The following is a 21,995-nucleotide window of genomic DNA, read 5'->3' on the forward strand; positions in this document are numbered from 1 at the left end:
GCCCGCGCGCCGGGCCGCCGCGAGGACGTATCTGGACACCTGCTCGGGTCCCCTTCTGCCCGTGCGCCGACGACGACGCACCCGCACCCTGCGCACGGAACACCGTGCCGGACCCCGAAGGAACCGCGATGTCCCTCCTGAGCCCCGCGACCGGCCACCGCCGCACCGTCGGCGCCGCCGCCGTCCGCGCCCTGCAGGACGCCGTCCCCGGCGTGCACCTGCCCGGCAGCGAGCCCTACGCCCGCCTGACCCGGACCTCCAACCTGCTGCACCCGGTCGCGCCGCTCGCGGTCGTCGAGGTCACGGGCCCGGACGACGTCAGCGCGACCGTGCGGCTGGCCGCCGCGTTCGGCGTGCCGGTGGCGGTGCAGGGCACCGGGCACGGGGCGGCCGAGGAGATGCGGGACGCGATCCTCGTGCACACGGCGGCCCTCGACGAGCTGACCGTGCACCCGCAGGAGCGGTGGGCGCGGATCGGGGCGGGCGTCCGGTGGGCGCGCGTGCTGGAGGCCGCGGCACCGCACGGGCTCGCCGCGCTGTGCGGCTCCTCGCCCGACGTGGGTGCGGTCGGGATGCTCACGGGCGGCGGGCTCGGCCCGGTCGCCCGCTCGCACGGGCTCTCGTCGGACACCGTCCGCGCGTTCGACGTCGTGACCGGTGACGGCGTGCTGCGGCGCGTGACCGCGGACGAGCACCCGGACCTGTTCTGGGGGCTGCGCGGCGGCAAGGGGACGCTCGGGATCGTCACCGCGGTCGAGGTCGACCTCGTCGCGCTGCCCGAGGTCTACGCGGGCGGGCTGTGGTTCGCGGAGGCCGACGTGCCGGGGGTCCTGCGCACGTGGGCGCAGTGGTGCGAGCTGCTGCCGCACGAGGGCACGACGTCCGTCGCCGTGATGCGCCTGCCGGACGTGGAGCCGTTCCCCGCGCCGCTGCGCGGACAGGTCACGCTGCACGTGCGCTTCGCGTGGACGGGCGACGCGGCGGTGGGCGAGGAGATGGTCCGCGCGCTGCGGGCGGTCGCGGCGCCGGTCCTCGACACCGTGCGACGCATGCCGTACGCCGCGCTCGGCGAGGTGCACGACGACCCGGTCGACCCGATGCCGCTGCACGAGACGCACCACCTGCTCGACGGCTTCGGCGTGGCCGGTGCGGACCGGCTGCTCGAGCTCGTCGGCCCGGGCGTGCCGTCCGCGCAGGCCATGGTCGAGGTGCGGCAGCTCGGCGGCCGCGTCCGGGAGGGCGACCCGTGCGCGTACGCGCACCGCGACGCGGCGTACAGCCTGTTCGTGGTGGGCCTCATGGTGCCCGAGGTCGCGCAGGTCGTGACGCGCGACGCCGCCCGCATCGAGGCCGGGATGGCGCCGTGGCTGCGGGACGGCGGGCTGCCGAACTTCACCGGCGGCTCCGGTCCCGCCTGGGCGCAGCGCGTGTTCACGCCGCTCGTCGCACGGCGTCTGCGGGCGCTGTCCCGCACGTACGACCCCGCGGGCGTGCTGCTCGCGGCCCGCGGCGTGCGCGGCTGACGGGGGTCAGCCGTCGGTGCGGGCCGCGTCGGGCGCGTCGGCGGACGGAGCCCAGCGCCGCGGCGCGCCGTCGCCCCGCGTGCGGGCGGGGGACGTCGACCCGGCCGGAGCGGTCGTCGTCGCGGGAGCGGTCGCGGTGGGCTCCTCCGGCGCGGCCGTCCCGGTCGGCTCCGCGCTGGGCGTCGGGGTCGGGGTGGGGCCGACGTGGTACTGCAGCTCGACGGTCGAGGTGTCGGTGAAGCGCGCCTCGGTCGCGTAGGTGGCGGGCGTGACGAGCGCGGCCACGGCGAGCGCGAGGACCACGGCGAGCCGCACCCACGCGCCGCGGTCCGCCGAGAGGAAACCGTCGCGGCGGTCGGGGAGGTCAGTCGAGGAGGAGGTCATCGAACCTCCCGTCGGTGAGCGGGTCGGGCGCGGCACGGCGCCGCTCGCGACGCGCGTCGAGGACCGCGAGGACCTCGAGCGTCGCGAGCGCGAGCAGCGGCGGCACGAGCATGACGGCGCGACCCGTCGCCGACGTCGACCACTGCAGCACCCAGCCCCAGCCGGCGTGCACCTCGAGCACCACGCCGCGCACGCGCGTGATGGGCGTCGCGTCCGGGTCGGGGGCGGGGTTCGCGTCGCCCTTGGTGAAGACGTAGGCGCGGGTGACGGCCTCGCCGTCCGCGTCGAGCTTCGGGACGCGCTCGCCCGTCTCGGGGTCGGTGACGAGCTCCGGCAGGTGCCGCAGCGCGACGACCCGGTGCGTGACGAGCTGCTCGGAGCCGGACGGCCAGAACGACACGACCTGCCCGACCTTGAGGTCCGACTCGTGCGTGATGGCCCGCAGCACCACGGCGTCGCCGGCCTCGAACTTCGGCGCCATCGACCCCGAGGTGACGATGAGGAGCCGCTCGTCGTTGAGCTGGTACCAGAGCGGGACCAGCAGGGACGCGGCGTACGCGGCGCCGCACACCGCCACGACCGTCCAGAGCACGACGGACAGGACCCGCCGCCACACGGGCAGCCGCGGGCGCGACCGACGGGCGCGGGCCACGCTGGGTGACCTGCGCTCGACGACCGGCTCGCCCGGGGCTCGCCCGCGACGGATCATGGCGGCGGTGCTCAGTTGTTGGCGACCTGCTCGGCCTGCATGCGCAGCGCGAGGGCGAGCCCGGTGTCCTGGAACTCGTTGCCGGCGCCGACGGGCAGGTGCAGGCGGACGCACAGCGTCTCGGACGTCGACGCGGCGAGCGGTCGGTCGCCGGCCTGCTGGCCCGTGGCCGCGTCGCCGACGATCGCGTCGAACGCGCTCGCGAGCGGCGCGCCGCTGCTGCCGGCGACGGACCCGAGCAGCGGGGCGGTCGCGACCGACGTCGCGTCGCACGTCGCGGTCTCGAAGACCGACAGCTCGACGATCGTCGCGAGCGACGCGGCCGCGGGGGCGACGGGTGCGCCGTCCGGGTCGGCGAGCGTCGGCGACGGCTGCGGCGAGGTGACGTCGGTCGTGCGGTACTCGACCGAGTAGCGCAGCTGCAGCGAGCCGTTGTTCTGGACGAGCACCGGCGTGTAGACGGTGTCGCCGGGCTCGAGGCCTTCGGCGGGGACCGCGAAGTCGACCGCGCCGACGGCGAGGTCGACGGTGCCGGTCGAGATCTCGGTGCTCGTGGAGTCGGTGTCGCTGAACAGCGCCGACGTCGTGAGCGACGTGGCACCGACGACCGCCAGACCCACGATGCCGATGGTGGTCCACATGCGGCGCCTCCTGGGACGGTCCCGCTGCGGCGGGGCGGGGTCGATCATCTCCTGGAGCAGGTCGTCCATCATCGAAGGAACTCCTCGGCGGGTCGTGCGCAGGTCGGTCCGGGCCCGGACAGGGTGCTATCGGCAGATGGGTGACGACTGTTGAGGCGTTCGGGGGAGATTCACTCGTTCGAGTGACGCGTGACGTGCGCCGTCCGGGGCGTCGTCGTCCGCCCGGTCGCGTGCCGTTCGGGTGGGAGCTCTCGGCGCCGCGTCGCGGCGTCGGGACCAGCATCCCGAACGTCAGGTCGGACGGCGGCACCGCGCGCGAGTAGAGGAACCCCTGCGCGTGGTCCACGCCGAGCTGCGCGAGGATGCCCGCGGTGTGCTCGTCCTCGACCCCCTCGGCCACGACCCGCAGCCCGAACGAGTGCGCGAGGTCGACCATCGCGCGCACGACGACCTCGGAGCCCTCGCGCCCGCCGGCCTGCAGGTCGGCGACGAACAGGCGGTCGATCTTCAGCTCGTCGACCGGCAGGTCGCGCAGCTGCGAGATCGACGTGTTCCCGATCCCGAAGTCGTCGATCGCGACGCGCACCCCGAGCTCGCCCAGGCGCTCGAGCACCGGCACGACGCGCGAGCGGTCCGCGACGAGCGCCGTCTCGGTGATCTCGACCTCGAGCAGGTCGGCGGGCACCGCGTGCTCGGTCAGGAGCGCCTCGATGAGGTCGACGACCGCGGTGGTCGTGACGTCGTGCGCCGACAGGTTCACGGCGACGGGCGTCGTGCGCCCCTCCCGCGACCAGTGCGCGAGCTGGCGCACGCACGTCGTCAGCGCGAACCGCGTGACGTCGTGGATGAGCCCCGACTGCTCCGCGAGCGGGATGAACGACGCGGGCGCGAGCAGCCCGCGGGTCTCGTGCCGCCAGCGCATGAGGGCCTCGAGCCCGACCGTGCTGCCCGTCGTCAGGTCGATCTTCGGCTGGTAGTGCATCTCGAGCTGCCGGGGCTCGTCGGTCTCGGTGTCCAGCGCCCGGTGCAGGTCCCCGAGCAGCACGAGGCGCGCCGGCGAGGAGTCGTCCTCGTCGAGCGAGTAGACCGCGACGCCCGTGCGGTGGTGCTTGGCGGCGTACATCGCGACGTCGGCCGTGCGCATGAGCGACGACGAGTCGTCCGCGTGGTCGGGCAGGCACGCCACGCCGACCGACGTCTCGACGTGCAGCGGCAGCTCGCCGAGCATGAACGGCGTCGTGAACAGGCCGCGGACCCGGCGGGCCAGGCGCTCCGCGTTCTCGACCGACCGCACGTCCGGCAGCAGCACCGCGAACTCGTCGCCGCCGAGCCGCGCGACCACGTCGTTGCCGCGCAGCGCGCCGCGCAGCCGCTCGGCGACCTGCTCCAGCAGCTCGTCGCCGCGGTCGTGCCCGAGCGAGTCGTTGATGTCCTTGAAGTGGTCGATGTCGAGCAGCATGAGCCCGACGCGCGTGCCGTCCTCGTGCGCCTCCGCGATGGTGCGCCGCATCCGGTCCGCGAGCATCCGGCGGTTGGGCAGGCCGGTCAGCGAGTCGAGCAGCGCGAGCCGCGCGTTCTCGAGCGCCGTGGCCTGCAGCCGTCGGGACGTCGTCAGGACCGTGCGGAACAGCAGCACCCACAGCGCCACGAGCCCGCCGCCGACGACGATCCCCACGGTGCGGACGGCGTCGCCGACCGCGTGCGCCGAGCCCGTGTGGTCGAGCATGACCTCGGCCGCGCCGACGACCTCGGACGAGGGGCGGTCCTCGGTGGTGCGCAGCGTCTGCGCGGCGGTGACCGGCACGTACACGTCGAGCACGTCGCGCTGCGTGCCGCTCAGGGTCCCGGGTGCGTCGCCGCGGACGTCCGACACGACGCGCGCGTCGGGCTCGCCCGAGGCCATGACCGCGTCGAGGCGCTCGCCGTCGGGGAACCCGCTCGTGGTGCGGTCGGCGGTCGAGAAGATGAGCGTCCCGTCCTGGGCCCACAGCCGGACCTCGACGACGCTGTCCGCGAACCCGGCGACGGCCTGCCGGACGGCCTCGTCCTGGTCGGGCGTGAGCGCGGTCGCGAGGACGAACGCGTCGGTCGGCACCTGGGCGGTCGCGTAGGACCGGACCGACTCGGCCGAGCGCATGCCGTCGCGCGTCGACTGCCGCTCCATGACGGTCGCCGACACGACCACGAGCGCGCACCCGAGCACGGCCATCGCCGCGATGCTCACGACCGCGAAGTAGCGCGTGAGCGACCACGGGCGGCGGTTACGTGGCACGGGACCTCATGGGCGGGACGGACGACGGGGGCGACATCGGTCAGCGCGGGAGGAGCGTGCGCTACGGGGCACCGTAGACCGAAGTCACCGGGATCTGCGACACGCGCTGGTCAGGGGCTCGCCCGGCGCGTCGGGAACCGTCGGGGGACGCTCGTTGTTGCACGGGTCGGCCGGGAGGCCGGCCGCGAGGAGGAGGACGACGATGGGGTACGAGGTCACCAGGACCGACGAGGAGTGGGCGGAGCGCCTCGACGCGCAGGAGTTCGCGGTGCTGCGCCGCGCAGGCACGGAGCGCGCGTGGACGGGCGAGCTGCTCGAGGAGAAGCGCGTCGGCGTGTACCGGTGCCGCGCGTGCAGCAACGAGCTGTTCCGTTCGGAGACGAAGTTCGACTCGCACTGCGGGTGGCCGAGCTTCTTCTCGCCGCTCGCGCAGGACCGCGTGGAGCTGATCGAGGACCGCAGCCTCGGCATGGTCCGCACGGAGGTGCGGTGCGCGCGCTGCGGGTCCCACCTGGGCCACGTGTTCGACGACGCGCCGCAGACGCCGACGGGCGACCGCTACTGCATGAACTCGGTGAGCCTGACCTTCGAGCCGGCCCCCTGAGGTGCCGTCACCGTGCCGCCACCGTGCCGTCACCTGGGCGGGCGCCGTCCGGATGGTCGACACCTCTGAAGTCGGCGGCCTCACCTGCCGATAATGCAGACGTGGACGAGCTGCTGACCGTGCGTCGGTGGCGCCGGTACGGCGCCGACCGGCTCTTCGTGACGCACGAGACCGGCGCGCGCGTCGGCTCCGTCGACCTCCAGTCGGGCGAGGTGGTCGTCGAGCACCCCGCGCTGGAGGACGGCGTCCGCCGCGCGGCGCAGGCCTACCTGCGCTCCGACGTGCGCACCGAGACGGGCGAGCTGGTGCTGCCCGTGCCCGCGACGCCGACGGACGCGCTCGACGCGCTGGACCAGGCGGCGCTCGAGGCGTGGCTCGGCTCGGTCTCGAAGGACACGACGGAGCTGCCGGCGTACCGCGGCGAGCGGGGCAGCTCGGTGCGCACGCGGCTGTCGCGGCTCGTCGACGAGGGCTGGCAGGTGCTGCACGACGTCCCGGTGGGGCGGCAGGGCAGCGTGCTGCAGAACCTCCTGGTCGGGCCGGGCGGCATCCTCACGGTCACGGAGCGGGACCTGACGGGCTCGCACGTGGTGGTCGAGGGGCGCACGATGACGGTCGACGGCGTCTCGGTGCCGTACCTGCGCGACGCGCGGCTCGAGGCGTCGCGCGTGCAGTCCGCGCTCCTCGCGGCGGCGTGCGCGGGCGTCGTGGTCCGCCCCGTCCTGGTGGTGCAGGGGCAGCTGGACGTGCGCGCGCCGGGCGGTCCGGACGACGTCCTGGTGGTGCCCCGTTCGGAGCTGCCGAGCGTGTTCCGCCTGATGGCGCCGCGTCTGGGTGCCGACCGGGCGACGGCGATCGCGGCCGTCGCGTCCCGCAAGTCGACCTGGTCGCGCTGACCGCCGTCTGGGTGCTAGCACCCAGACGCCCTCCGGTTGTCCAGATGTCCAGCGATTTCGCCCGCTCAGCGTGCCGCGGTGGGGCGAGGATGACCCTGTGACGGAGGAGAACCTCGCGAGGCTCGAGCAGGAGCTCGGCCTGCTGCTGCGACGCGCGCACGCCTCGCAGGCGTCGCTCGCGCGCGAGGTGCACCCCGACCTGGAGCCGTCGGCGTACGTGCTGCTCGGCCACATCGAGGCGACGCCCGGCCTGCGCGCGAGCGACCTCGCGTCGTTCATCGGGGTGGGCCGCGGGACGATCTCGCGGCAGCTGTCCCGCCTGGGCGCGATCGGGCTCGTGTCCCGGCGCCCCGACCCGGACGACTTCCGTGGCCAGCTCCTCGACCTCACGGACGAGGGCCGCCGCCGGCTGGCCTCCGCGCGGGCCGCGCGCCGCGAGTTCCTGCTGCGGGCGCTCGCGGACTGGAGCGCGCAGGAGATCGACGCGCTGGCCGAGCGGCTGGACCGCCTCAACGAGGCGCTCGCCGCCGCCCGGCAGCACGACTGACCGCGACCGTCAGACGGCCGCGACCTCCGGCTCGCGGTCCTGCTCGAGCCGCTGCTCGATCCCGGACTTGCGGCTGAGCGGCACCTCGCGCAGGAACAGCACCGCGACCAGCGAGATCACCGCGACGGGCGCGGCCACGAGGAACAGGTCCGCGATCGCGTCGCCGAACGCGCTCTCGACGACCAGCTTGACCGGCCCGGGGAGGGTCGCCAGGTCGGGCAGCGCGCTCGTGCCGCCGGTCCCGAGGGCCGACGGGTCCACGCCGAGCCCGCGCAGGCCGTCGACGACGAGGTCGCCGACGCGGTGGGTGAGCACCGCGCCGAGCGCCGAGACGCCGATCGCGCCGCCGAGGGTCCGGAAGAATGCGACCGTCGCGGCGGGTTCGGCCTGCTGCTCGCCGAGGCCACGGCCGTCGCGCCCGAGGGCCGGATCTCGCCGCGCGACACCGGGCTGTGGGACGACGCGCACGTCGCGTCCTGGCGCCGCGTCACCGACTTCGTGCACGCGCGCGGCACCCGGGTCGGCGTCCAGCTCGCGCACGCGGGCCGCAAGGCGTCGACGTACCCGCCGTTCGGCGCCCAGGACGGGTCCGTCCCCGCCGCCGACGGCGGCTGGACCGCGGTCGGGCCCGGCGCCGAGCCGTACCCCGGCCTCGCGACGCCCACCGCGCTGCGCACCGAGGAGGTCGCCGCCGTGCCCGCCGCGTTCGCGGCCGCCGCGCGGCGCGCCCTCGACGCAGGGTTCGACGTCGTCGAGGTGCACGCCGCCCATGGCTACCTGCTCCACCAGTTCCTGTCGCCGCTGACCAACACGCGCGACGACGAGTACGGCGGGTCGCCCGAGAACCGGGCGCGCCTGCTCGTCGAGACCGTCGACGCGGTGCGCGCCGTGTGGCCCGACGAGCTGCCGCTGCTCGTGCGCGTGTCCGCCACCGACTGGCTGCCCGAGGGGCTCGGCGTCGCCGACGTGGCCGCCGTCGTGAAGGACCTCGCCGGCCACGGCGTCGACCTCGTCGACGTGTCCACCGGCGGCAACGCACCCGCGTCGATCCCCGTCGGGCCGGGCTACCAGGTGCCTGCCGCGCGGCAGGTCCGCGAGACGTCCGGGCTGCCCGTCGCCGCCGTCGGCATCGTCACGTCGCCCGAGCAGGCCGAGCAGGTGCTCGTCGACGGCAGCGCCGACGCGGTGCTGCTGGGTCGCGTCGCGCTGCGCGAGCCCTCCTGGCCGCTGCGCGCCGCGCACGAGCTGGGTGTCGCGACCGACGCGCTGCCCGTCGCCGCCGACCGGTCGGCCGTCGCCGGGCTGCCGACCGTGACCGGGTGGCAGCCGCAGCACGTGCGGGGCGCCTGGCGCTGACCGGGCCGTCGCCGGCGCGCGCGACGTGCGCGGGCGCCGGCGGGCGTCAGGCGGTCGCCGCCGCGTCCGCCCGGGCCTCGCGCTCGACGGCCGCGGCGACGACCGCCGCCACGTCCGGGTGGAACACGCTCGGCACGATGTACGCCGGGTTGAGCTCCTCGTCGCTCACGGTCGACGCCAGCGCGTAGGCGGCGGCCAGCAGCATCCGGTCGGTGATCTGGTGCGACTGCGCGTCGAGCAGGCCGCGGAACAGGCCGGGGAACGCCAGGACGTTGTTGATCTGGTTCGCGAAGTCCGAGCGGCCCGTGCCCACCACGGCCGCGTACTGCGCGGCGTCGTCCGGGTCCACCTCCGGGCGCGGGTTGGCGAGCGCGAAGACGATCGCGTCGCGCGCCATCGTTGAGACGTCCTGCGCCGTGATCACGTCGGGCGCCGACACCCCGACGAACACGTCCGCCCCCGCGAGGGCCTGCGGGATCGTGCCCGTCACCCCCCGCGGGTTCGTCACCTCCGCCGTCCACCGCAGCGACTTGGGCAGCCCCGGACGGGCAGCGTGCACCACGCCCTCCACGTCGGCGACGACCACGTCGCGCGCGCCCGCCGCGAGCAGCAGCCGCAGCACCGCGGTGCCCGCCGCACCGGCGCCCGAGAGCACGATCCGGACCGTCGCGATGTCCTTGCCGACGACCTTGAGCGCGTTCGTCAGCGCGGCCACCACGACGATCGCCGTGCCGTGCTGGTCGTCGTGGAACACCGGGATGTCCAGCCGCTCGCGCAGCCGCCGCTCGATCTCGAAGCACCGCGGCGCCGAGATGTCCTCGAGGTTGATGCCCGCGAACGCCGGCGCGATCGCCACGACCGTCTCCACGATCTGGTCGACGTCCGTCGTGTCCAGCACCAGCGGGAACGCGTCGATCCCCGCGAACCGCTTGAACAGCACCGCCTTGCCCTCCATCACCGGCAGCGCCGCGAGCGGGCCGATGTTCCCCAGGCCCAGGACCGCCGTGCCGTCCGTGACGACCGCGATCGTGTTCCGCTTGATCGTCAGGCGCCGCGCGTCCTCCGGGTGCGCCGCGATCGCCTCGCACACGCGTGCCACGCCCGGCGTGTACGCCATCGACAGGTCGTCGCGGTTGCGCAGCGGCACCTTCGACTCGATCGACAGCTTGCCGCCGAGGTGCAGCAGGAACGTCCGGTCGCTCACCCGGTCGACGACGACGCCGTGCAGGTCGCGCAGCGCGTCGACGATGTCCGCCGCGTGCTGCTCGCCGCGCGTCGCGCACGTGACGTCGACCGTCATCTGCTCGTGCGCCGACGCCGTCACGTCGAGCGCGGTGACGATCCCGCCCGCGCGTTCGATGGCTGTGGTCAGCTCGCTGACGGCGGTCGGGCGCGCCTGCACCTGGAGCCGGGCGGTGATGGACGACGAGACGCTCGGCGAGGCCATGCGGCTCATTGTGGCCCGCGGGGTGCCGTGGCGCGCCCGCGACGTGGGCCGCGACCGGCCCGGCGCCGGGCGGCGTCGTCTCCCGGGCCGCGTGGCGCGACCCGGTCCGCCCGACCGGCGGGCGCGTCCGGGGTCTCCCGCGCGCTCGTAGGGTGGCCCGGTGCCCGCCGACCCGCTCGCCCCGCTCGCCGACCTGCCCGGCGTCGCCGACGCCGTCGCACGCGCGCGCGACGCGTGCGAGCAGCTGCGCTGGCACGAGGCCTACCGCAGGCGCTGGCGGGAGGTCCGGGCGGAGGCCGGTCTGCGGTCCGCACGGGCGAGCGCCGCCGTCGACGGTGCACGGCTCCCGCTCGACGTCGTGCGCGGGCTGGCGACCGCGCCCGCCGGGGCGCCCGACCCGCAGGTCGCGCGCGTGCTCGGGGCCGTCCGCGCGACCGCCGTGGTCGAGCGGCTCATGCCCGACCTCGGCGCACGAGGGGCCGCCGCGCTCCCGCCGCTCGGGCAGCTCCTCGCGCGGGTGCACGCCGCAGCCGGCGGCGGCTGGCTCGACGACGACCTGCTCGGGCGCGTCCGGTCCGGCGCACCGCAGGACCTCACCGGTCTCGGCCCGGCGCCCGACGGGGCGCAGGTCGCCGCCCGGATCGACCTGCTCGGCCGGACCGTCGCCGGCAGCACGGCCCCGGCGCTGGTCGTCGCGGCCGTCGTGCACGGCGAGCTCCTGACGCTGCGCCCCTTCGCGGCCGGCAACGGCGTCGTCGCGCGGGCGGTCGCCCGCCTCGTCGCGACCGCGCGCGGGCTCGACCCCACCGGGTCGGTCGTCGCCGACGTCGCGTGGGCTGTCGCGCCGCAGCCGTACCTGGGGGCCGCCGCGCAGTTCGCGACCGGCACGCCCGACGGCGTCGCGGCATGGCTGCGCGCGTGCGCGGAAGCCGTCGTGAGCGGCGTCGACGAGGCGCGGGTGGTGGCCGACGGCGTGCTGGCGGGGCGGCTGCCGTCCGCGTGACCAGGGCCGCCGGCGTGCGTCGAGAGCCCGCTGCCGCGGGGTCCGGGTGGCTGGGCCGCGCCGCCCCGGCGTCGTTGCCGGTGCGGCGGGCTGTCCTGGCACGACGACGGCGCCCCGAGAGGCGCCGTTGCCGAACGGAGGCCGGGAGGGTGATCAAGCGTGCACCTGTCCAGTCGCGACGGGACGAGCCCGGTCGACCTGCCCAGAGGTGGGCGCTCCTGCGCGTGGGTGCCCTCACGGCGATCCAGTTGTAGGACTGTCGTACCGCAGCGAGCGGCCGATGGGAACTGCGCGCGGTGACGGCGCAGCACACCGACCCGTCGCCGCCACATGGCGGGACGCGCGACCGGCATGTGGACCTGCCGACGTGGTCCAGCACCGCGCGGCCCGCGCAGTGCTGACCCCGCGCGCTCCTGGTGCGGTGCGCGGGCGGACGGGTGGCCCGGCGCTGCTCGTGCGGTGCGGGGGCCGAGGGGAGACCGGACGCTGCTCGTGCGGTGCGCGTCGCTGCCCGAGCCCGTGCGGTCAGTCGGTCCGTGCGCGTCGGCGCGCCCACCACAGCGCGACGCCGCACGCCGCCAGCACGACGACCGACGCCGCGACGAGCACCCGGGTCGGCGGGCGGCCGATCGCGAACAGCGACACCGGCCGGCTGAACGACAGCGACTCCCAGCCGCGCTCCGTCGCGAGCCGGCGCAGCGCGCGGTCCGGGTTCACGGCGAAGCCGTGGCCGACCGCCGCGAGCATGGGTGCGTCCGTGATCGAGTCGGAGTACGCGAAGCTCGCGTCCAGGTCGTAGCCCTGCTGCTCCGCGAGCGCCCGGATCGCGGTCGCCTTGTTCTCGCCGTAGGCGTAGAAGTCGATGCCGCCCGTGAACCTGCCGTCGGCGACCGCCATGCGGGTCGCGATCACGTGGTCCGCACCCAGGACCGCCGCGATCGGCTCGACGATCTCGCTGCCCGACGCCGAGACCACGACCACGTCGCGGCCCGCCTCGTGGTGCGCCTCGATGAGCGCGACCGCCTCCGCGTACACCGTGGGGTCGATCGACTCGTGCAGGGTCTCGGCGACGATCGCCGACACCTGCGCGACGTCCCACCCCGTCACCATCCGCGACAGCTGGGCGCGCAGGCGCTCCGTCTGGGCCTCGTCCGCGCCGCCCACCAGGTACAGGAACTGCGCGTACGCGGTCCGCAGCACCGAGCGGCGGGTCAGCAGTCCGCCTGCCATGAACGGCCGCGAGAACGCCGTCGCCGACGACGTGGCGATGATCGTCTTGTCGAGGTCGAAGAACGCCGCCGCACGTCCGCCGTCGCGGGCGGGGCGCGGTGGGGTCCCGCGACCGGGGGTCGGGTTCTCGTCCATCGCTCTCCGCGGCTCGTCGGTCTGGTCCTGGGCGTGGTGCGGGTCGTGCGTGGTGCGGGTCGTGCGGTGGTGCGTCGTCGGGCTGCGCCGCGCGCGGTGCCCGTCGTCACCGGCCGGAAGAGCGCTCGGTGCCGGTGTCCGTGCTGGTCGCGGCGAGCCTAGTGGGCGGTGCCGACACCGGGGCAGGGGCCCGCGGGCACGCTCACGAGCCGTCCACAGCCCCTCCGCACGTGTCGGCCATCCCCGGGCCGGTCCTGGTCCGGCCGCGCCGCGGACGCCGTCGGGGACGCTGCCGTCGTGGGTCGCCCGGACGGCCCGGCACCGGCCGACGAGAGGACGACCATGCGAGCAGCCGCCCCCCGCACGGACACCGTGCCCCGTCGCGGCCGCGGCGACCCCCAGCACGTCGACCCTCGTGCCGGCCGGGGCGAGGGCGCCGCGGTCACGACCGGCGACGACCGGTTCGCAGGAGCCTCAGGCGTCCCCACCCGGTGGCCTCCCGTCGTGCTCCGGCCCGAGCCGGTCGTGGTCGAGCGGGCGCACGTCGTCGGCGTGGTCGGCGCACGCGGGGGAGCAGGCGCGTCGAGCCTCGCCGCAGCCCTCGCGCGCGTGCTGTCCGCCACCACGGCGACCGTCCTCGTCGACCTCGACCGCGGGTGCGCGGGGCTGGACGTGCTCGTCGGGCTCGAGGGCGTCGACGGCGTGCGCTGGCCCGACCTCGCCTCCGCGCGGGGCGACGTCGACGGCGACGACCTGCTCGCGCTCCTGCCGCGGTGGGGCTCGTGCGCCGTCCTCAGCGCGGACCGGTCGCGGCCCGTGCCGCCCGAGGCAGCCGTCGTCGCCGACGTGCTGCACGCGCTGTCCCGGGCGGCAGGCGTCCTCGTGCTCGACCTCGACCGCTCGGCGGTCGTGGCGGGGGAGTCGGTCGCCGCCGTGTGCGACACGGTGCTCGTCGTGACGCCGCGGGACCTGCGCGCGACCGCGGGTGCGCTGGCGCTGCGCGAGTCGTGGCGCGACCCCGGCACCGACGTGGGCCTCGTCGTGCGCGGCCCGGCCCCCGGAGGGCTGGGCGTCGCGGAGCTCGCCGAGGCGGTCGGGCTGCCGGTCCGGGCGGTCCTGCCGGCCGATCGCCGGCTCGCCGCAGGGGTCGAGCGCACCGGGCTCCCGGCGACGGGTCCGCTCGCCCGGGCGGCGCGCCGGCTCGCGCGTGGGCTCGCGTGACCGGCGCCCGCGGCCCTCGACCCGACGGTCTGCTCGACGCGGCCTTCCTCGACGACGTGCGTGCGCTGCTGCACGCCCGACCGGGCGGGGCGCCCGGTACCGACGCCGTGCGGGAGGCGGTGGACGCGGCGGCGCGGCGACGCGGTGCGGTCGTCGGGTCGGGGGCGCTCGTCGACCTCGTGCGGGCCGTGTCCGACGAGCTGCTGGGCGCCGGTCCGCTGCAGTCCCTGCTCGACGACGAGGCCGTGACCGACGTGCTCGTCAACGGCCCGCAGGACGTGTGGGTCGAGCGTTCCGGCCGGCTGCACCGCGTCGACGTGCGGCTCGGCACGCCCGCCGACGTCCGTGCCCTCGCGGTGCGCCTCGCCGCGGCGGGCGGCCAGCGTCTCGATGACGCGTCGCCGACCGTCGACGCGCAGCTCCCCGACGGCACGCGGCTGCACGCCGTCCTGCCGCCCCTGGCCGGTGCGTGCACGCTGCTGAGCCTGCGGACCGTGCGCGTGCGTGCGCTGTCCGTCGTCGAGCTGGTCGCTGGCGGGACGCTCGCTCCCGTGCTCGTGCCGGTCGTCCGGGCGCTCGTCGCCCGCCGCGCCAACGTCCTCGTCTCGGGCGCGACCGGCTCGGGGAAGACGACGCTGCTCGCCGCGCTGCTCTCGCTCGTGCCGCCCGACGAGCGGGTCCTCGTCATCGAGGAGTCGGGCGAGCTCGCACCTGACCACCCGCACGTCGTGCGGCTGCTCGCGCGGCGCGCGAACGTCGAGGGAGCAGGCAGGGTCGACCTCGCCGACCTCGTGCGCCACGCGCTGCGCATGCGGCCCGACCGCATCGTGCTGGGCGAGTGCCGCGGCGCCGAGGTGCGGGAGGTGCTCGCGGCGCTCAACACCGGCCACGACGGCGGCTGGGCGACCGTGCACGCCAACGCCGCCGCCGACGTCCCCGCCCGGCTCGAGGCGCTCGCCGCCCTCGCCGGGATGAGCCGCGACGCGGTCGCGGCCCAGGCGGCGAGCGCCCTCGACGCGGTCCTGCACCTGCGCCGCGCGGGTGCCGACCGGGAGACGCGCTACCTCGCGGAGGTGGGCGTCGTGCGGCGCGCCGCCGACGGAGCCCTGCGTGTCGACGGCGCCCTGCACGCCGACCCCGGCGGGTCGGTCACGACCGGGCCCGGGTGGCCGCAGCTCGCGGCACGGCTCGACCTGGCACCGGAGTCGCATGCGGCCGCAGGCCGTCCGCCCGCGCTCGTCGCCGTGCCGGACGGCTCCGTCCGGTGAGCCTCGTCCTGGTGGTCGTTGGCGCGCTGGTCGTGCTCGCGGCCCCGCGGGGCCGGCCGGGACGCTCGGTGGCGTCCCCGACGCGCAGGGCCGGCTCGACGGCGGGGTCTGCCACGGCCGTCCCTCCCGTCGCGCGGCGGGTCGCGAGACGAGACCGCGGACGTGCGCGGCCCGGGCACGGCGACGACCTCGCCTCGACGCTCCATGACGTGGCCGCGCGGGTCCGTTCCGGCGAGGTGCCCGGCGCCGCGTGGTCGGCGGTCCTCGGCGTCCCGGTCCCGTCGAACGCGCCGACCGTCGACCAGCTGCTGGGGGGAGCGGGCCGCACGAGCCCCGGTGCCGCGGGCCGAGCGGCGGCAGCGGTCGCCGCGGGACGGCTCGCCGCGGAGCTGGGTGCACCGCTCGCCGACGTCCTGGAGCAGGTCGCGCGGGCCGTCGCCGCCGACGAGGAGCACGAGACGGAGGTCGCCGCGGCCCTGGCCGGTCCCCGGGCCACGACCCGGGTGCTCACGCTGCTGCCGGTGGCGGGTGTGCTGCTCGGGATGCTGCTGGGCGCGAACCCCGTGGGCGTGGTCCTCGACGGCGGGCTGGGCACGGCGAGCGCCGCGCTGGGTGTGGTCCTCCTGCTCGGCGGCCGCGCGTGGACGGGCCGGCTCACGGCACGGACCGCGCGGGCGGGGCGTCTCGGGCCGGGCTCGTGAGCGCGACCGTCGCGGCAGCGACGCTGCTGGCCGATCCCGTCGTCGTGCTCGGAGCGGTCGTGGCCGGAGGGCTGGGACGGGCGGTCGGCGGGGGAGCGGCCCGGCGGCGGCTTCGCGTCGTCGCCGCGCACCGGCGCTCACCGGCGGGCAGCTCCCGGTCCGACCCTGCCGAGGGGCGCCCGCCCGGGCGTGCCGGCGAGGTCCGCGCGCCGGGGCTCGGCGGTTCGCCTCCGGGCGTGCGGGTGTGGCGTCGTGCCGCCCCGCGTGCGTCGAGCGAGGACGCCGGGCCGCAGGAGCTCGACGCGGTCCTGGTCCTCGAGCTCGTCGGCGCCGCGCTGGCCACGGGCGCGGCGCTGCCCCGGGCGCTCGCGGTCGTCGGCGAGGCGGTCGGCGGGCGGACGGGTGCCGCGCTGCGACGTGCGGGTGCGGCGCTGCTTCTCGGCGCCACCTGGGCATCGGCCTGGGCCGGAGCCCCGCCGGCCGTGACGGCCGTCGCCGGGGCGCTGGAGGGGGCGTGGAGCTCCGGGGCGTCGCCCGCCGCGGCACTGCGGGCGCGCGCCGACCGGCTCCGGCGTGAGCGACGACGGGCCGTGCGCACCGCTGCCGCACGGCTCTCCGTGCACCTCGTCCTGCCGCTGGGGGCGTGCTTCCTGCCCGCGTTCGTCCTCATCGGGCTCGTGCCCGTCGTGCTCTCGCTCGCCGCCGGTCTCTTCGGCCCCTGACCGTCCGGTCTCGGCGCGCGCGGGGCTCGTCCGTCCGCCGGAGCCGTCCCGACGTGAGGACCTGGTCCAGGACTCCTGTCGACCGCGGACGCCACGACGCGCGCGCGTCCCCGTGGCGCGCTGCGGGTCCGGTCGCGCGTCCCCGTGGCGCGCCCGGGATCGCTCGTGCGTCCGGGCGGCTCGGTGCGTCGGTCGAGCCGTCCACAACCCGTCCACCGGAGAACTGGTCCACGGGTCCACGTGCGGACGCCGTCCTCGTCGCACCACGAGCGGGACGGTGTGGGCGCGCGCATGGAGCGCGCACCCGACAGAAGGAGCAGCGACATGAGCAGCCAGCAGCACGTGGGGGAGACGTCGACGCGCCCGCACCGCCCCGCCGACGCAGAGGTCGGCACACGCGCGCGCGAGGGCGCGCCGGGGGTCGGAGGCAGGCGCCGGGCCACGCTTCCCTGGGGCGCACGGCCCGCGACGGGCGCGGACGGGGTGGGTGCGGGCGTCGTGCGCGGGGGCGTCGTAGGTGCGGGCGTGGTGGGCGGGGACGTCGTAGGTGCGGACGTGGTGGGCGGGGACGTCGTGGGTGCGGACGGTGCGGCGTCCTCCGGCCGTGGCCGCTGCGGTGCGTCGACGATCCGTCGGCTGCGTGTCGCTACCGGTGACGCCGGCATGGCGACGGCCGAGTACGCCATCGCGACGCTCGCGGCGGTGGGCTTCGCAGGGCTCCTGGTCGTGATCCTCAAGAGCGGGGAGGTCAAGGCCCTGCTCACGGGGATCGTCCGCCAGGCGCTGTCGCTGTGACGCGCCGACGGGCACCGGCGAGGGGGACCGACGACGGGGCGCGTGGGGACCGGGGGAGCGTCACCGCCGAGCTCGCCGTGGGCCTGCCCGCCGTGGTGCTGCTGCTGGTCCTGGTGCTGGCGGTCTCGGCGGCGGGACTGGCCCGGGCCAGGTGCGCGGACGCGGCTCGGGCGGGCGCGCGGGCGGCGGCCCTCGGAGGGCCGGATGCCGATCCCGCTGCTGCCGCGCGGCGGGTCGCCGGCGGGACGTCCGAGGTCGTCGTGGTGCGGGACGGCGAGTGGGTCACCGTCTCGGTCTCCGCCGGCATCGCGCCCGGCGGCCGGGTGCTCGGGCCGGTGCGGGTGAGCGCCAGCGCTACCGCGTGGGTCGAGCCGTGAGCGAGGACCGGGAGCGCGGATCGGGGACGGTGGCCGTGCTCGGCGTCGTGGCGGTCGCGCTCGTGCTCGCGGCGACGCTCGGTGTGGTCGCCGGCGGCCAGGCGCGGCACGTCGAGGCGCAGGCCGCAGCGGACCTCGCGGCCCTCGCAGCCGCCACGGCGTGGCGCAGCGGCGTGGCGGACCCGTGCGGCACGGCTGCGCGGGTGGTCGCCCGCAACCACGCGCGGCTCGTCTCGTGCACGCTCGGCACGGGTGGAGTCGCGCGGGTCAGTACCGCCCGCGACACGGCACTCGGCGCGCTGGTGGCCGGCGCGCGGGCGGGTCCGGCATCGGCGCGCGACGCGCCTCGACGACCTGCCCGCAGGAGATCGCCGACAGCCGAGCCTGGTCGGTCAGCGCGGTCAGCGCGGTCGGCGCGGCCAACGCAGTCGGCGCGGAGGTCGGGGTCGTCGAGGTCGACGTAGACGGCGCTGTCGGCGCTGTCGACGTGGTCGGCGCCGTCGACGTGGTCGGCGTGGAGGAGGTCACGGAGCCGGCCACGCCGCCCGGACGCTCGGAGGCGTCAGGCTGCGGGAGGGGTCTCGGGGGCGTGCGCCAGGACGGCGTCGAGCAGCCGGACGGCGGCGGCCTTGTCGAGCGGGTTGTTGGCGTTGCCGCACTTGGGCGACTGCACGCACGCCGGGCAGCCGGTCGGGCACGGGCACGCGGCCACGGCGTCGCGCGTCGCGCGCAGCCACGTCGTGGCGGTGCGGAACCCGTGCTCCGCGAAGCCCGCACCGCCGGGGTACGCGTCGTGCACGAACACCGTGGCCTCGCCCGTGTCGGCGTGCAGGGCCGTGGACAGGCCCCCCAGGTCCCACCGGTCGCACGTGGCGAGCAGCGGCAGCAGCCCGATCGAGGCGTGCTCGGCGGCGTGCAGCGCGCCGGGCAGGTCCTCGACGGACACCCCGGCCGCCTCGACGACCGCGGCGGGTGCCGTCCACCAGGCCGCGGTCGTCCGCAGCGTCCGCGCGGGCAGGTCGAGCTCGCTGGAGCCGAGCACCTGCAGGTCGGGGATCCGCTTGCGCTGGTAGCCGAGCACCTGCGTCGTGACGTCCACCGCCCCGAAGCCCCACGTGAGCGGGCCCCACGGCACCTCCTCGTCGACGGACACGATCTCGGTCGACGTCACCCAGCGGGCCCACGTGCCGTAGTCGACGTCGCGCCGCGTCACGAGCGCGACGCCGTCGTCCAGGTGCAGCTCGTCCACGACGAAGGTCGCGCCCTGGTGCACGTAGACGGCGCCGTCGTGCACGGTCGCGTCGGCCGATGCGGCGTCCACGGTGCCGAGCAGGCGCCCGGTCGCCGACTCGACGACGCGCACCGGGTCGCCGCCGGTACCGCGCAGGTCCGTCAGGCGCGTCGCCGGCTCCGCGTGGGTCCAGTACCACCCGGACGGTCGACGCCGCAGCGCCCCACGCTCGACCAGCTCCGCGAGCAGCTCGGACGTCGAGGGGCCGAACGCGTCGAGCTCCTCGGCGCGCAGCGGGAGCTCGGCGGCCGCGGCGCACAGGTGCGGCGCCAGCACGTAGGGGTTCGCGGGGTCGAAGACGGTCGCCTCGACCGGTGCCTCGAAGATCGACTCCGGGTGGTGCACGAGGAACGTGTCGAGCGGGTCCTCCCGCGCGACGAGAGCCACCAGACCGTCCGCCCCCGCGCGCCCGGCGCGGCCCGCCTGCTGCCACAGCGACACGCGCGTCCCGGGCCAGCCGGCGACCAGGACGGCGTCGAGCCCGGAGATGTCGATGCCGAGCTCGAGCGCGTTCGTCGTGGCCAGCGCGCGCAGCTCGCCCGTGCGGATCGCGCGCTCGAGCGCCCGTCGCTCCTCGGGCAGGTAGCCCCCGCGGTACGCCGAGACCGCCCGCGCGAGGTCCGGGTCGACGTCGCGCAGGTGGTCGCGCGTGGCCGACGCGACCGACTCGGCGGCGCGCCGGGACCGCGTGAACGCCAGCGTGCGGGCGCCGGCCACGACGAGGTCGGTGAGGAGGTCCGCGATCTCCGCGGTCGCCGTCCGCCGCGGCCCGTCGTGCGCGTCGGCGACGACGCGCTCACCCGTCCCGAGCGGACCGGAACCCGCAGCGCCCGGTGCGTCGGGCCCCGGACCGACGGGCGGGAGCGTGCCCGATGCGGGCGCGTGCCACGCGTCGTCGGCGACGGCCCAGGCGTCGTCGGGAGCGGGGGGACCGCCTCCGTCGGGGCGGGCGGCGCCCGCGGGCGGTGCGACGGGCGTCGCCCACGGGTCCTCGTCGGGCAGCAGGTCGGTCCACGGGGCGTCGGCGCCCGGCAGCGGCGGCGGCTGCCACAGCACGAACGTCTTGCGGCCCGCGGGCGACGCGTCGTCGGTGACCGCCACGACGTCGTCGGGGTCCACGCCGACCAGGCGGGCGGCGCTCGCGGCCGGGTCGGCGGTCGTCGCGGACGCGAGCAGGAACACGGGCGACGCGCCGTAGGACCGGGCCACGCGCCGCAGCCGGCGCAGGACCAGCCCGACGTGCGCCCCGAACACCCCGCGGAACGCGTGGCACTCGTCGACCACGACGTAGCGCAGCGACCCGAGCAGCCGGGCCCACCGGCGGTGCTGCGGGAGGAGGGCGAAGTGCAGGAAGTCGGGGTTGGTCAGCACGAGGTCCGCGTGCTCCTGCACCCACCGCCGCTCGTCGAGGGCGGTGTCCCCGTCGCAGGTGGCGACGCGGACGTCCCGGAGGGCTGCGGCTCCGAGCAGCGTGTCGAGCGCGGCCAGTTGCCCGGCGGCGAGCGCCTTCGTGGGGCAGAGGTACAGCGTGGTCGCGCGACGGGCGACCGACTCGATGCGGCCCGGGTCGAGCGTCCCGGACGCGACGGCGCCGCGAGCGGCGGTGAGCGCGGGCAGCCAGAACGCGAGCGACTTGCCGGACCCGGTGGACGTCGCGAGCACGGTGTGCCGGCCCGACCAGGCGGCGTCCGCCGCCGTCGCCTGGTGCTGCCACGGCTCCGAGACGCCGGTCGCGCGGTACGCGCGCACGACGTCCGGGTCCGCCCACGTCGGCCACGGCGCGCGGACTCCCGCGCGGGCGGGAAGGTGCCGGACGTGCGTCATCCGGTCGGCCCGGCGGCCCCCGGCCAGCAGCGCGTCGAGCAGCTCACCGGTCGCGACCACCCGGCAATCCTCGCACCGCCGCGGCGGCTCCTCGGCCCGGCGGTCGAGACCCGGGCGGGCGCGCGAGGATGGGGGGATGCGCGCACGGATCGACTTCAACTGCGACCTCGGCGAGGGGCTCGACGCCTGGGAGCCCGGCGTGCCGGGGCCGGAGTCGGCCCTCCTCGACGCGGTGACGAGCGCGAACGTCGCGTGCGGGTTCCACGCGGGGGACGAGCGGGTCATGGCGGCGGTGTGCCGGGCCGCTGCCGAGCGCGACGTGGCGGTCGGGGCGCAGGTCTCCTACCGGGACCGGGAGGGATTCGGACGCCGGTTCCTCGACGTGCCCGCCGACGTGCTGCGTGCGGACGTGACCGAGCAGCTGGTGACGCTCGGACGCGTGGCGCGCGAGGCCGGCACCCGGGTCGCGTACGTGAAGCCGCACGGCGCGCTGTACAACGCGGTCGTGCATCACGAGGAGCAGGCGCGGGCGCTCGTGGACGCGGTCGCGGCGTGGGTCGGCGGCGCCGGCACGAGCGTCGACGACGCGCCGTTCCCCCTCGTGGGCCTCCCCGGCGCGGTGTCGCTCGCGCTCGCGCACGAGCGCGGGCTGCGCACGGTCGCTGAGGCGTTCGCCGACCGCGGCTACGGCCCCGACGGCACGCTCGTGCCGCGGACGCAGGACGGGGCGCTCGTCGTCGATCCCGAGGCGGTCGTCGCGCGGGTGCTCACGATGGTGCGGGACCGGCAGGTCGTCGCCGTCGACGGGACCGTGGTGCCCGTCGACGCGGAGTCGGTGTGCGTGCACTCGGACACGCCGGGTGCGACGGTCCTGGCGGCCGCGGTCCGGCGCGCCCTCGACGACGCCGACGTGCACGTCCGACCGTTCGTGTGAGCGTGCGACGCGTCTGCGAGCCCCGGGACGCGCCCGCCCGGCCGCGGACGCGTCCGTGCGACCGCGGGACGCGTCAGGAGATCCCGGGACGCGTCGGGTGATGCAGTGGCGGTCC

At 76.8% G+C, this 21,995-nt stretch carries 21 protein-coding genes and 1 pseudogene; 14 read left to right on the forward strand and 8 right to left on the reverse strand.

Annotated elements, in window-relative coordinates; translation table 11 throughout:
• Positions 1-128 precede the first annotated feature (128 nt).
• Positions 129-1,523: an FAD-binding oxidoreductase gene (locus CELF_RS04145; protein ID WP_013769996.1), complete on the forward strand. Its 1,395-nt coding sequence runs from the start codon at positions 129-131 to the stop codon at positions 1,521-1,523.
• 6 nt (positions 1,524-1,529) lie between these two features.
• Here the strand turns inward: CELF_RS04145 and CELF_RS04150 are convergent, their stop codons facing one another.
• From CELF_RS04150 to CELF_RS21500, 4 genes and pseudogenes are all read right to left on the reverse strand, one after another.
• Positions 1,530-1,907 (reverse strand): hypothetical protein, encoded by a 378-nt coding sequence (locus CELF_RS04150; protein WP_013769997.1) that lies wholly within the window; start codon positions 1,905-1,907, stop codon positions 1,530-1,532.
• Positions 1,888-2,616 (reverse strand): signal peptidase I, encoded by a 729-nt coding sequence (locus CELF_RS21490; protein ID WP_169317650.1) that lies wholly within the window; start codon positions 2,614-2,616, stop codon positions 1,888-1,890. The genes CELF_RS04150 and CELF_RS21490 overlap by 20 nt, the downstream gene beginning before the upstream one ends.
• An 11-nt stretch (positions 2,617-2,627) precedes the next feature.
• The gene (locus CELF_RS21495) at positions 2,628-3,329 is read right to left on the reverse strand and encodes a TasA family protein (protein ID WP_169317651.1); all 702 of its coding nucleotides are present in this window, start codon (positions 3,327-3,329) and stop codon (positions 2,628-2,630) included.
• A 253-nt stretch (positions 3,330-3,582) separates the two neighbouring features.
• A pseudogene (locus tag CELF_RS21500) lies at positions 3,583-5,466 on the reverse strand (putative bifunctional diguanylate cyclase/phosphodiesterase); the annotation flags it as partial.
• 265 nt (positions 5,467-5,731) lie between these two features.
• Between CELF_RS21500 and msrB the strand changes: the two are divergent.
• From msrB to CELF_RS04185, 3 genes are all read left to right on the forward strand, one after another.
• Positions 5,732-6,133, forward strand: coding sequence for a peptide-methionine (R)-S-oxide reductase MsrB (msrB, locus tag CELF_RS04175; protein WP_013769999.1), 402 nt, complete (start codon positions 5,732-5,734; stop codon positions 6,131-6,133).
• 101 nt (positions 6,134-6,234) lie between these two features.
• Positions 6,235-7,029: a hypothetical protein gene (locus CELF_RS04180; protein WP_013770000.1), complete on the forward strand. Its 795-nt coding sequence runs from the start codon at positions 6,235-6,237 to the stop codon at positions 7,027-7,029.
• A gap of 97 nt (positions 7,030-7,126) precedes the next feature.
• Positions 7,127-7,576: a MarR family winged helix-turn-helix transcriptional regulator gene (locus tag CELF_RS04185; protein WP_013770001.1), complete on the forward strand. Its 450-nt coding sequence runs from the start codon at positions 7,127-7,129 to the stop codon at positions 7,574-7,576.
• Between the two features lie 9 nt (positions 7,577-7,585).
• Here the strand turns inward: CELF_RS04185 and CELF_RS04190 are convergent, their stop codons facing one another.
• Positions 7,586-7,891 (reverse strand): hypothetical protein, encoded by a 306-nt coding sequence (locus CELF_RS04190; protein ID WP_041553340.1) that lies wholly within the window; start codon positions 7,889-7,891, stop codon positions 7,586-7,588.
• On the opposite strand from CELF_RS04190, the gene CELF_RS04195 reads away from it, so the two are divergent.
• Positions 7,880-8,932: an oxidoreductase gene (locus CELF_RS04195; protein WP_083835683.1), complete on the forward strand. Its 1,053-nt coding sequence runs from the start codon at positions 7,880-7,882 to the stop codon at positions 8,930-8,932. The two genes, CELF_RS04190 and CELF_RS04195, sit on opposite strands and share 12 nt — an antisense overlap.
• 46 nt (positions 8,933-8,978) lie before the next feature.
• Here CELF_RS04195 and CELF_RS04200 read toward each other — a convergent pair whose 3' ends face one another.
• Entirely contained in the window at positions 8,979-10,379 is a 1,401-nt protein-coding gene (locus tag CELF_RS04200; protein ID WP_013770002.1) for an NAD-dependent malic enzyme, read from the reverse strand.
• 160 nt (positions 10,380-10,539) lie between these two features.
• Here CELF_RS04200 and CELF_RS04205 point away from each other — a divergent pair, with 160 nt between their 5' ends.
• Positions 10,540-11,382, forward strand: a complete 843-nt coding sequence (locus CELF_RS04205) for a Fic family protein (protein ID WP_013770003.1) — start codon at positions 10,540-10,542, stop codon at positions 11,380-11,382.
• Positions 11,383-11,907: 525 nt separating this feature from the next.
• Here the strand turns inward: CELF_RS04205 and CELF_RS04210 are convergent.
• Positions 11,908-12,747: an HAD family hydrolase gene (locus CELF_RS04210; protein WP_013770004.1), complete on the reverse strand. Its 840-nt coding sequence runs from the start codon at positions 12,745-12,747 to the stop codon at positions 11,908-11,910.
• Between the two features lie 504 nt (positions 12,748-13,251).
• Here CELF_RS04210 and ssd point away from each other — a divergent pair.
• The 7 genes from ssd (at position 13,252) to CELF_RS04245 (ending at position 18,295) form a co-directional block, all read left to right on the forward strand.
• Positions 13,252-13,968, forward strand: a complete 717-nt coding sequence (gene ssd / locus CELF_RS04215; RefSeq protein ID WP_232014299.1) for a septum site-determining protein Ssd — start codon at positions 13,252-13,254, stop codon at positions 13,966-13,968.
• Positions 13,965-15,236, forward strand: coding sequence for a TadA family conjugal transfer-associated ATPase (locus CELF_RS04220; protein ID WP_013770006.1), 1,272 nt, complete (start codon positions 13,965-13,967; stop codon positions 15,234-15,236). Before ssd ends, CELF_RS04220 begins: the two co-directional genes overlap by 4 nt.
• Before the next feature lie 209 nt (positions 15,237-15,445).
• Positions 15,446-15,937 carry a type II secretion system F family protein gene (locus CELF_RS04225; RefSeq protein ID WP_013770007.1) on the forward strand — a complete coding sequence of 164 codons (492 nt, stop codon included), beginning with the start codon at positions 15,446-15,448 and terminating at the stop codon, positions 15,935-15,937.
• A complete protein-coding gene (locus CELF_RS19890; protein WP_013770008.1) occupies positions 15,934-16,659 on the forward strand; it encodes a type II secretion system F family protein in 726 nt (241 codons plus the stop codon). The genes CELF_RS04225 and CELF_RS19890 overlap by 4 nt, the downstream gene beginning before the upstream one ends.
• A 324-nt stretch (positions 16,660-16,983) precedes the next feature.
• Positions 16,984-17,454 (forward strand): DUF4244 domain-containing protein, encoded by a 471-nt coding sequence (locus tag CELF_RS20910; RefSeq protein WP_013770009.1) that lies wholly within the window; start codon positions 16,984-16,986, stop codon positions 17,452-17,454.
• Positions 17,451-17,831, forward strand: coding sequence for a TadE family type IV pilus minor pilin (locus CELF_RS04240; RefSeq protein ID WP_126297668.1), 381 nt, complete (start codon positions 17,451-17,453; stop codon positions 17,829-17,831). The genes CELF_RS20910 and CELF_RS04240 overlap by 4 nt, the downstream gene beginning before the upstream one ends.
• Positions 17,828-18,295, forward strand: coding sequence for an Rv3654c family TadE-like protein (locus tag CELF_RS04245; RefSeq protein ID WP_269471692.1), 468 nt, complete (start codon positions 17,828-17,830; stop codon positions 18,293-18,295). The genes CELF_RS04240 and CELF_RS04245 overlap by 4 nt, the downstream gene beginning before the upstream one ends.
• A 98-nt stretch (positions 18,296-18,393) precedes the next feature.
• On the opposite strand, the gene CELF_RS04250 is transcribed toward CELF_RS04245, so the two are convergent.
• Positions 18,394-20,946, reverse strand: coding sequence for a DEAD/DEAH box helicase (locus CELF_RS04250; RefSeq protein ID WP_083835779.1), 2,553 nt, complete (start codon positions 20,944-20,946; stop codon positions 18,394-18,396).
• Positions 20,947-21,082: 136 nt separating this feature from the next.
• Here CELF_RS04250 and CELF_RS04255 point away from each other — a divergent pair, with 136 nt between their 5' ends.
• The gene (locus tag CELF_RS04255) at positions 21,083-21,880 is read left to right on the forward strand and encodes a LamB/YcsF family protein (protein ID WP_013770012.1); all 798 of its coding nucleotides are present in this window, start codon (positions 21,083-21,085) and stop codon (positions 21,878-21,880) included.
• Positions 21,881-21,995: the final 115 nt, after the last annotated feature.

The sequence above is a fragment of the Cellulomonas fimi ATCC 484 genome (genome assembly GCF_000212695.1).
GTDB classification, from domain to species: domain Bacteria; phylum Actinomycetota; class Actinomycetes; order Actinomycetales; family Cellulomonadaceae; genus Cellulomonas; species Cellulomonas fimi.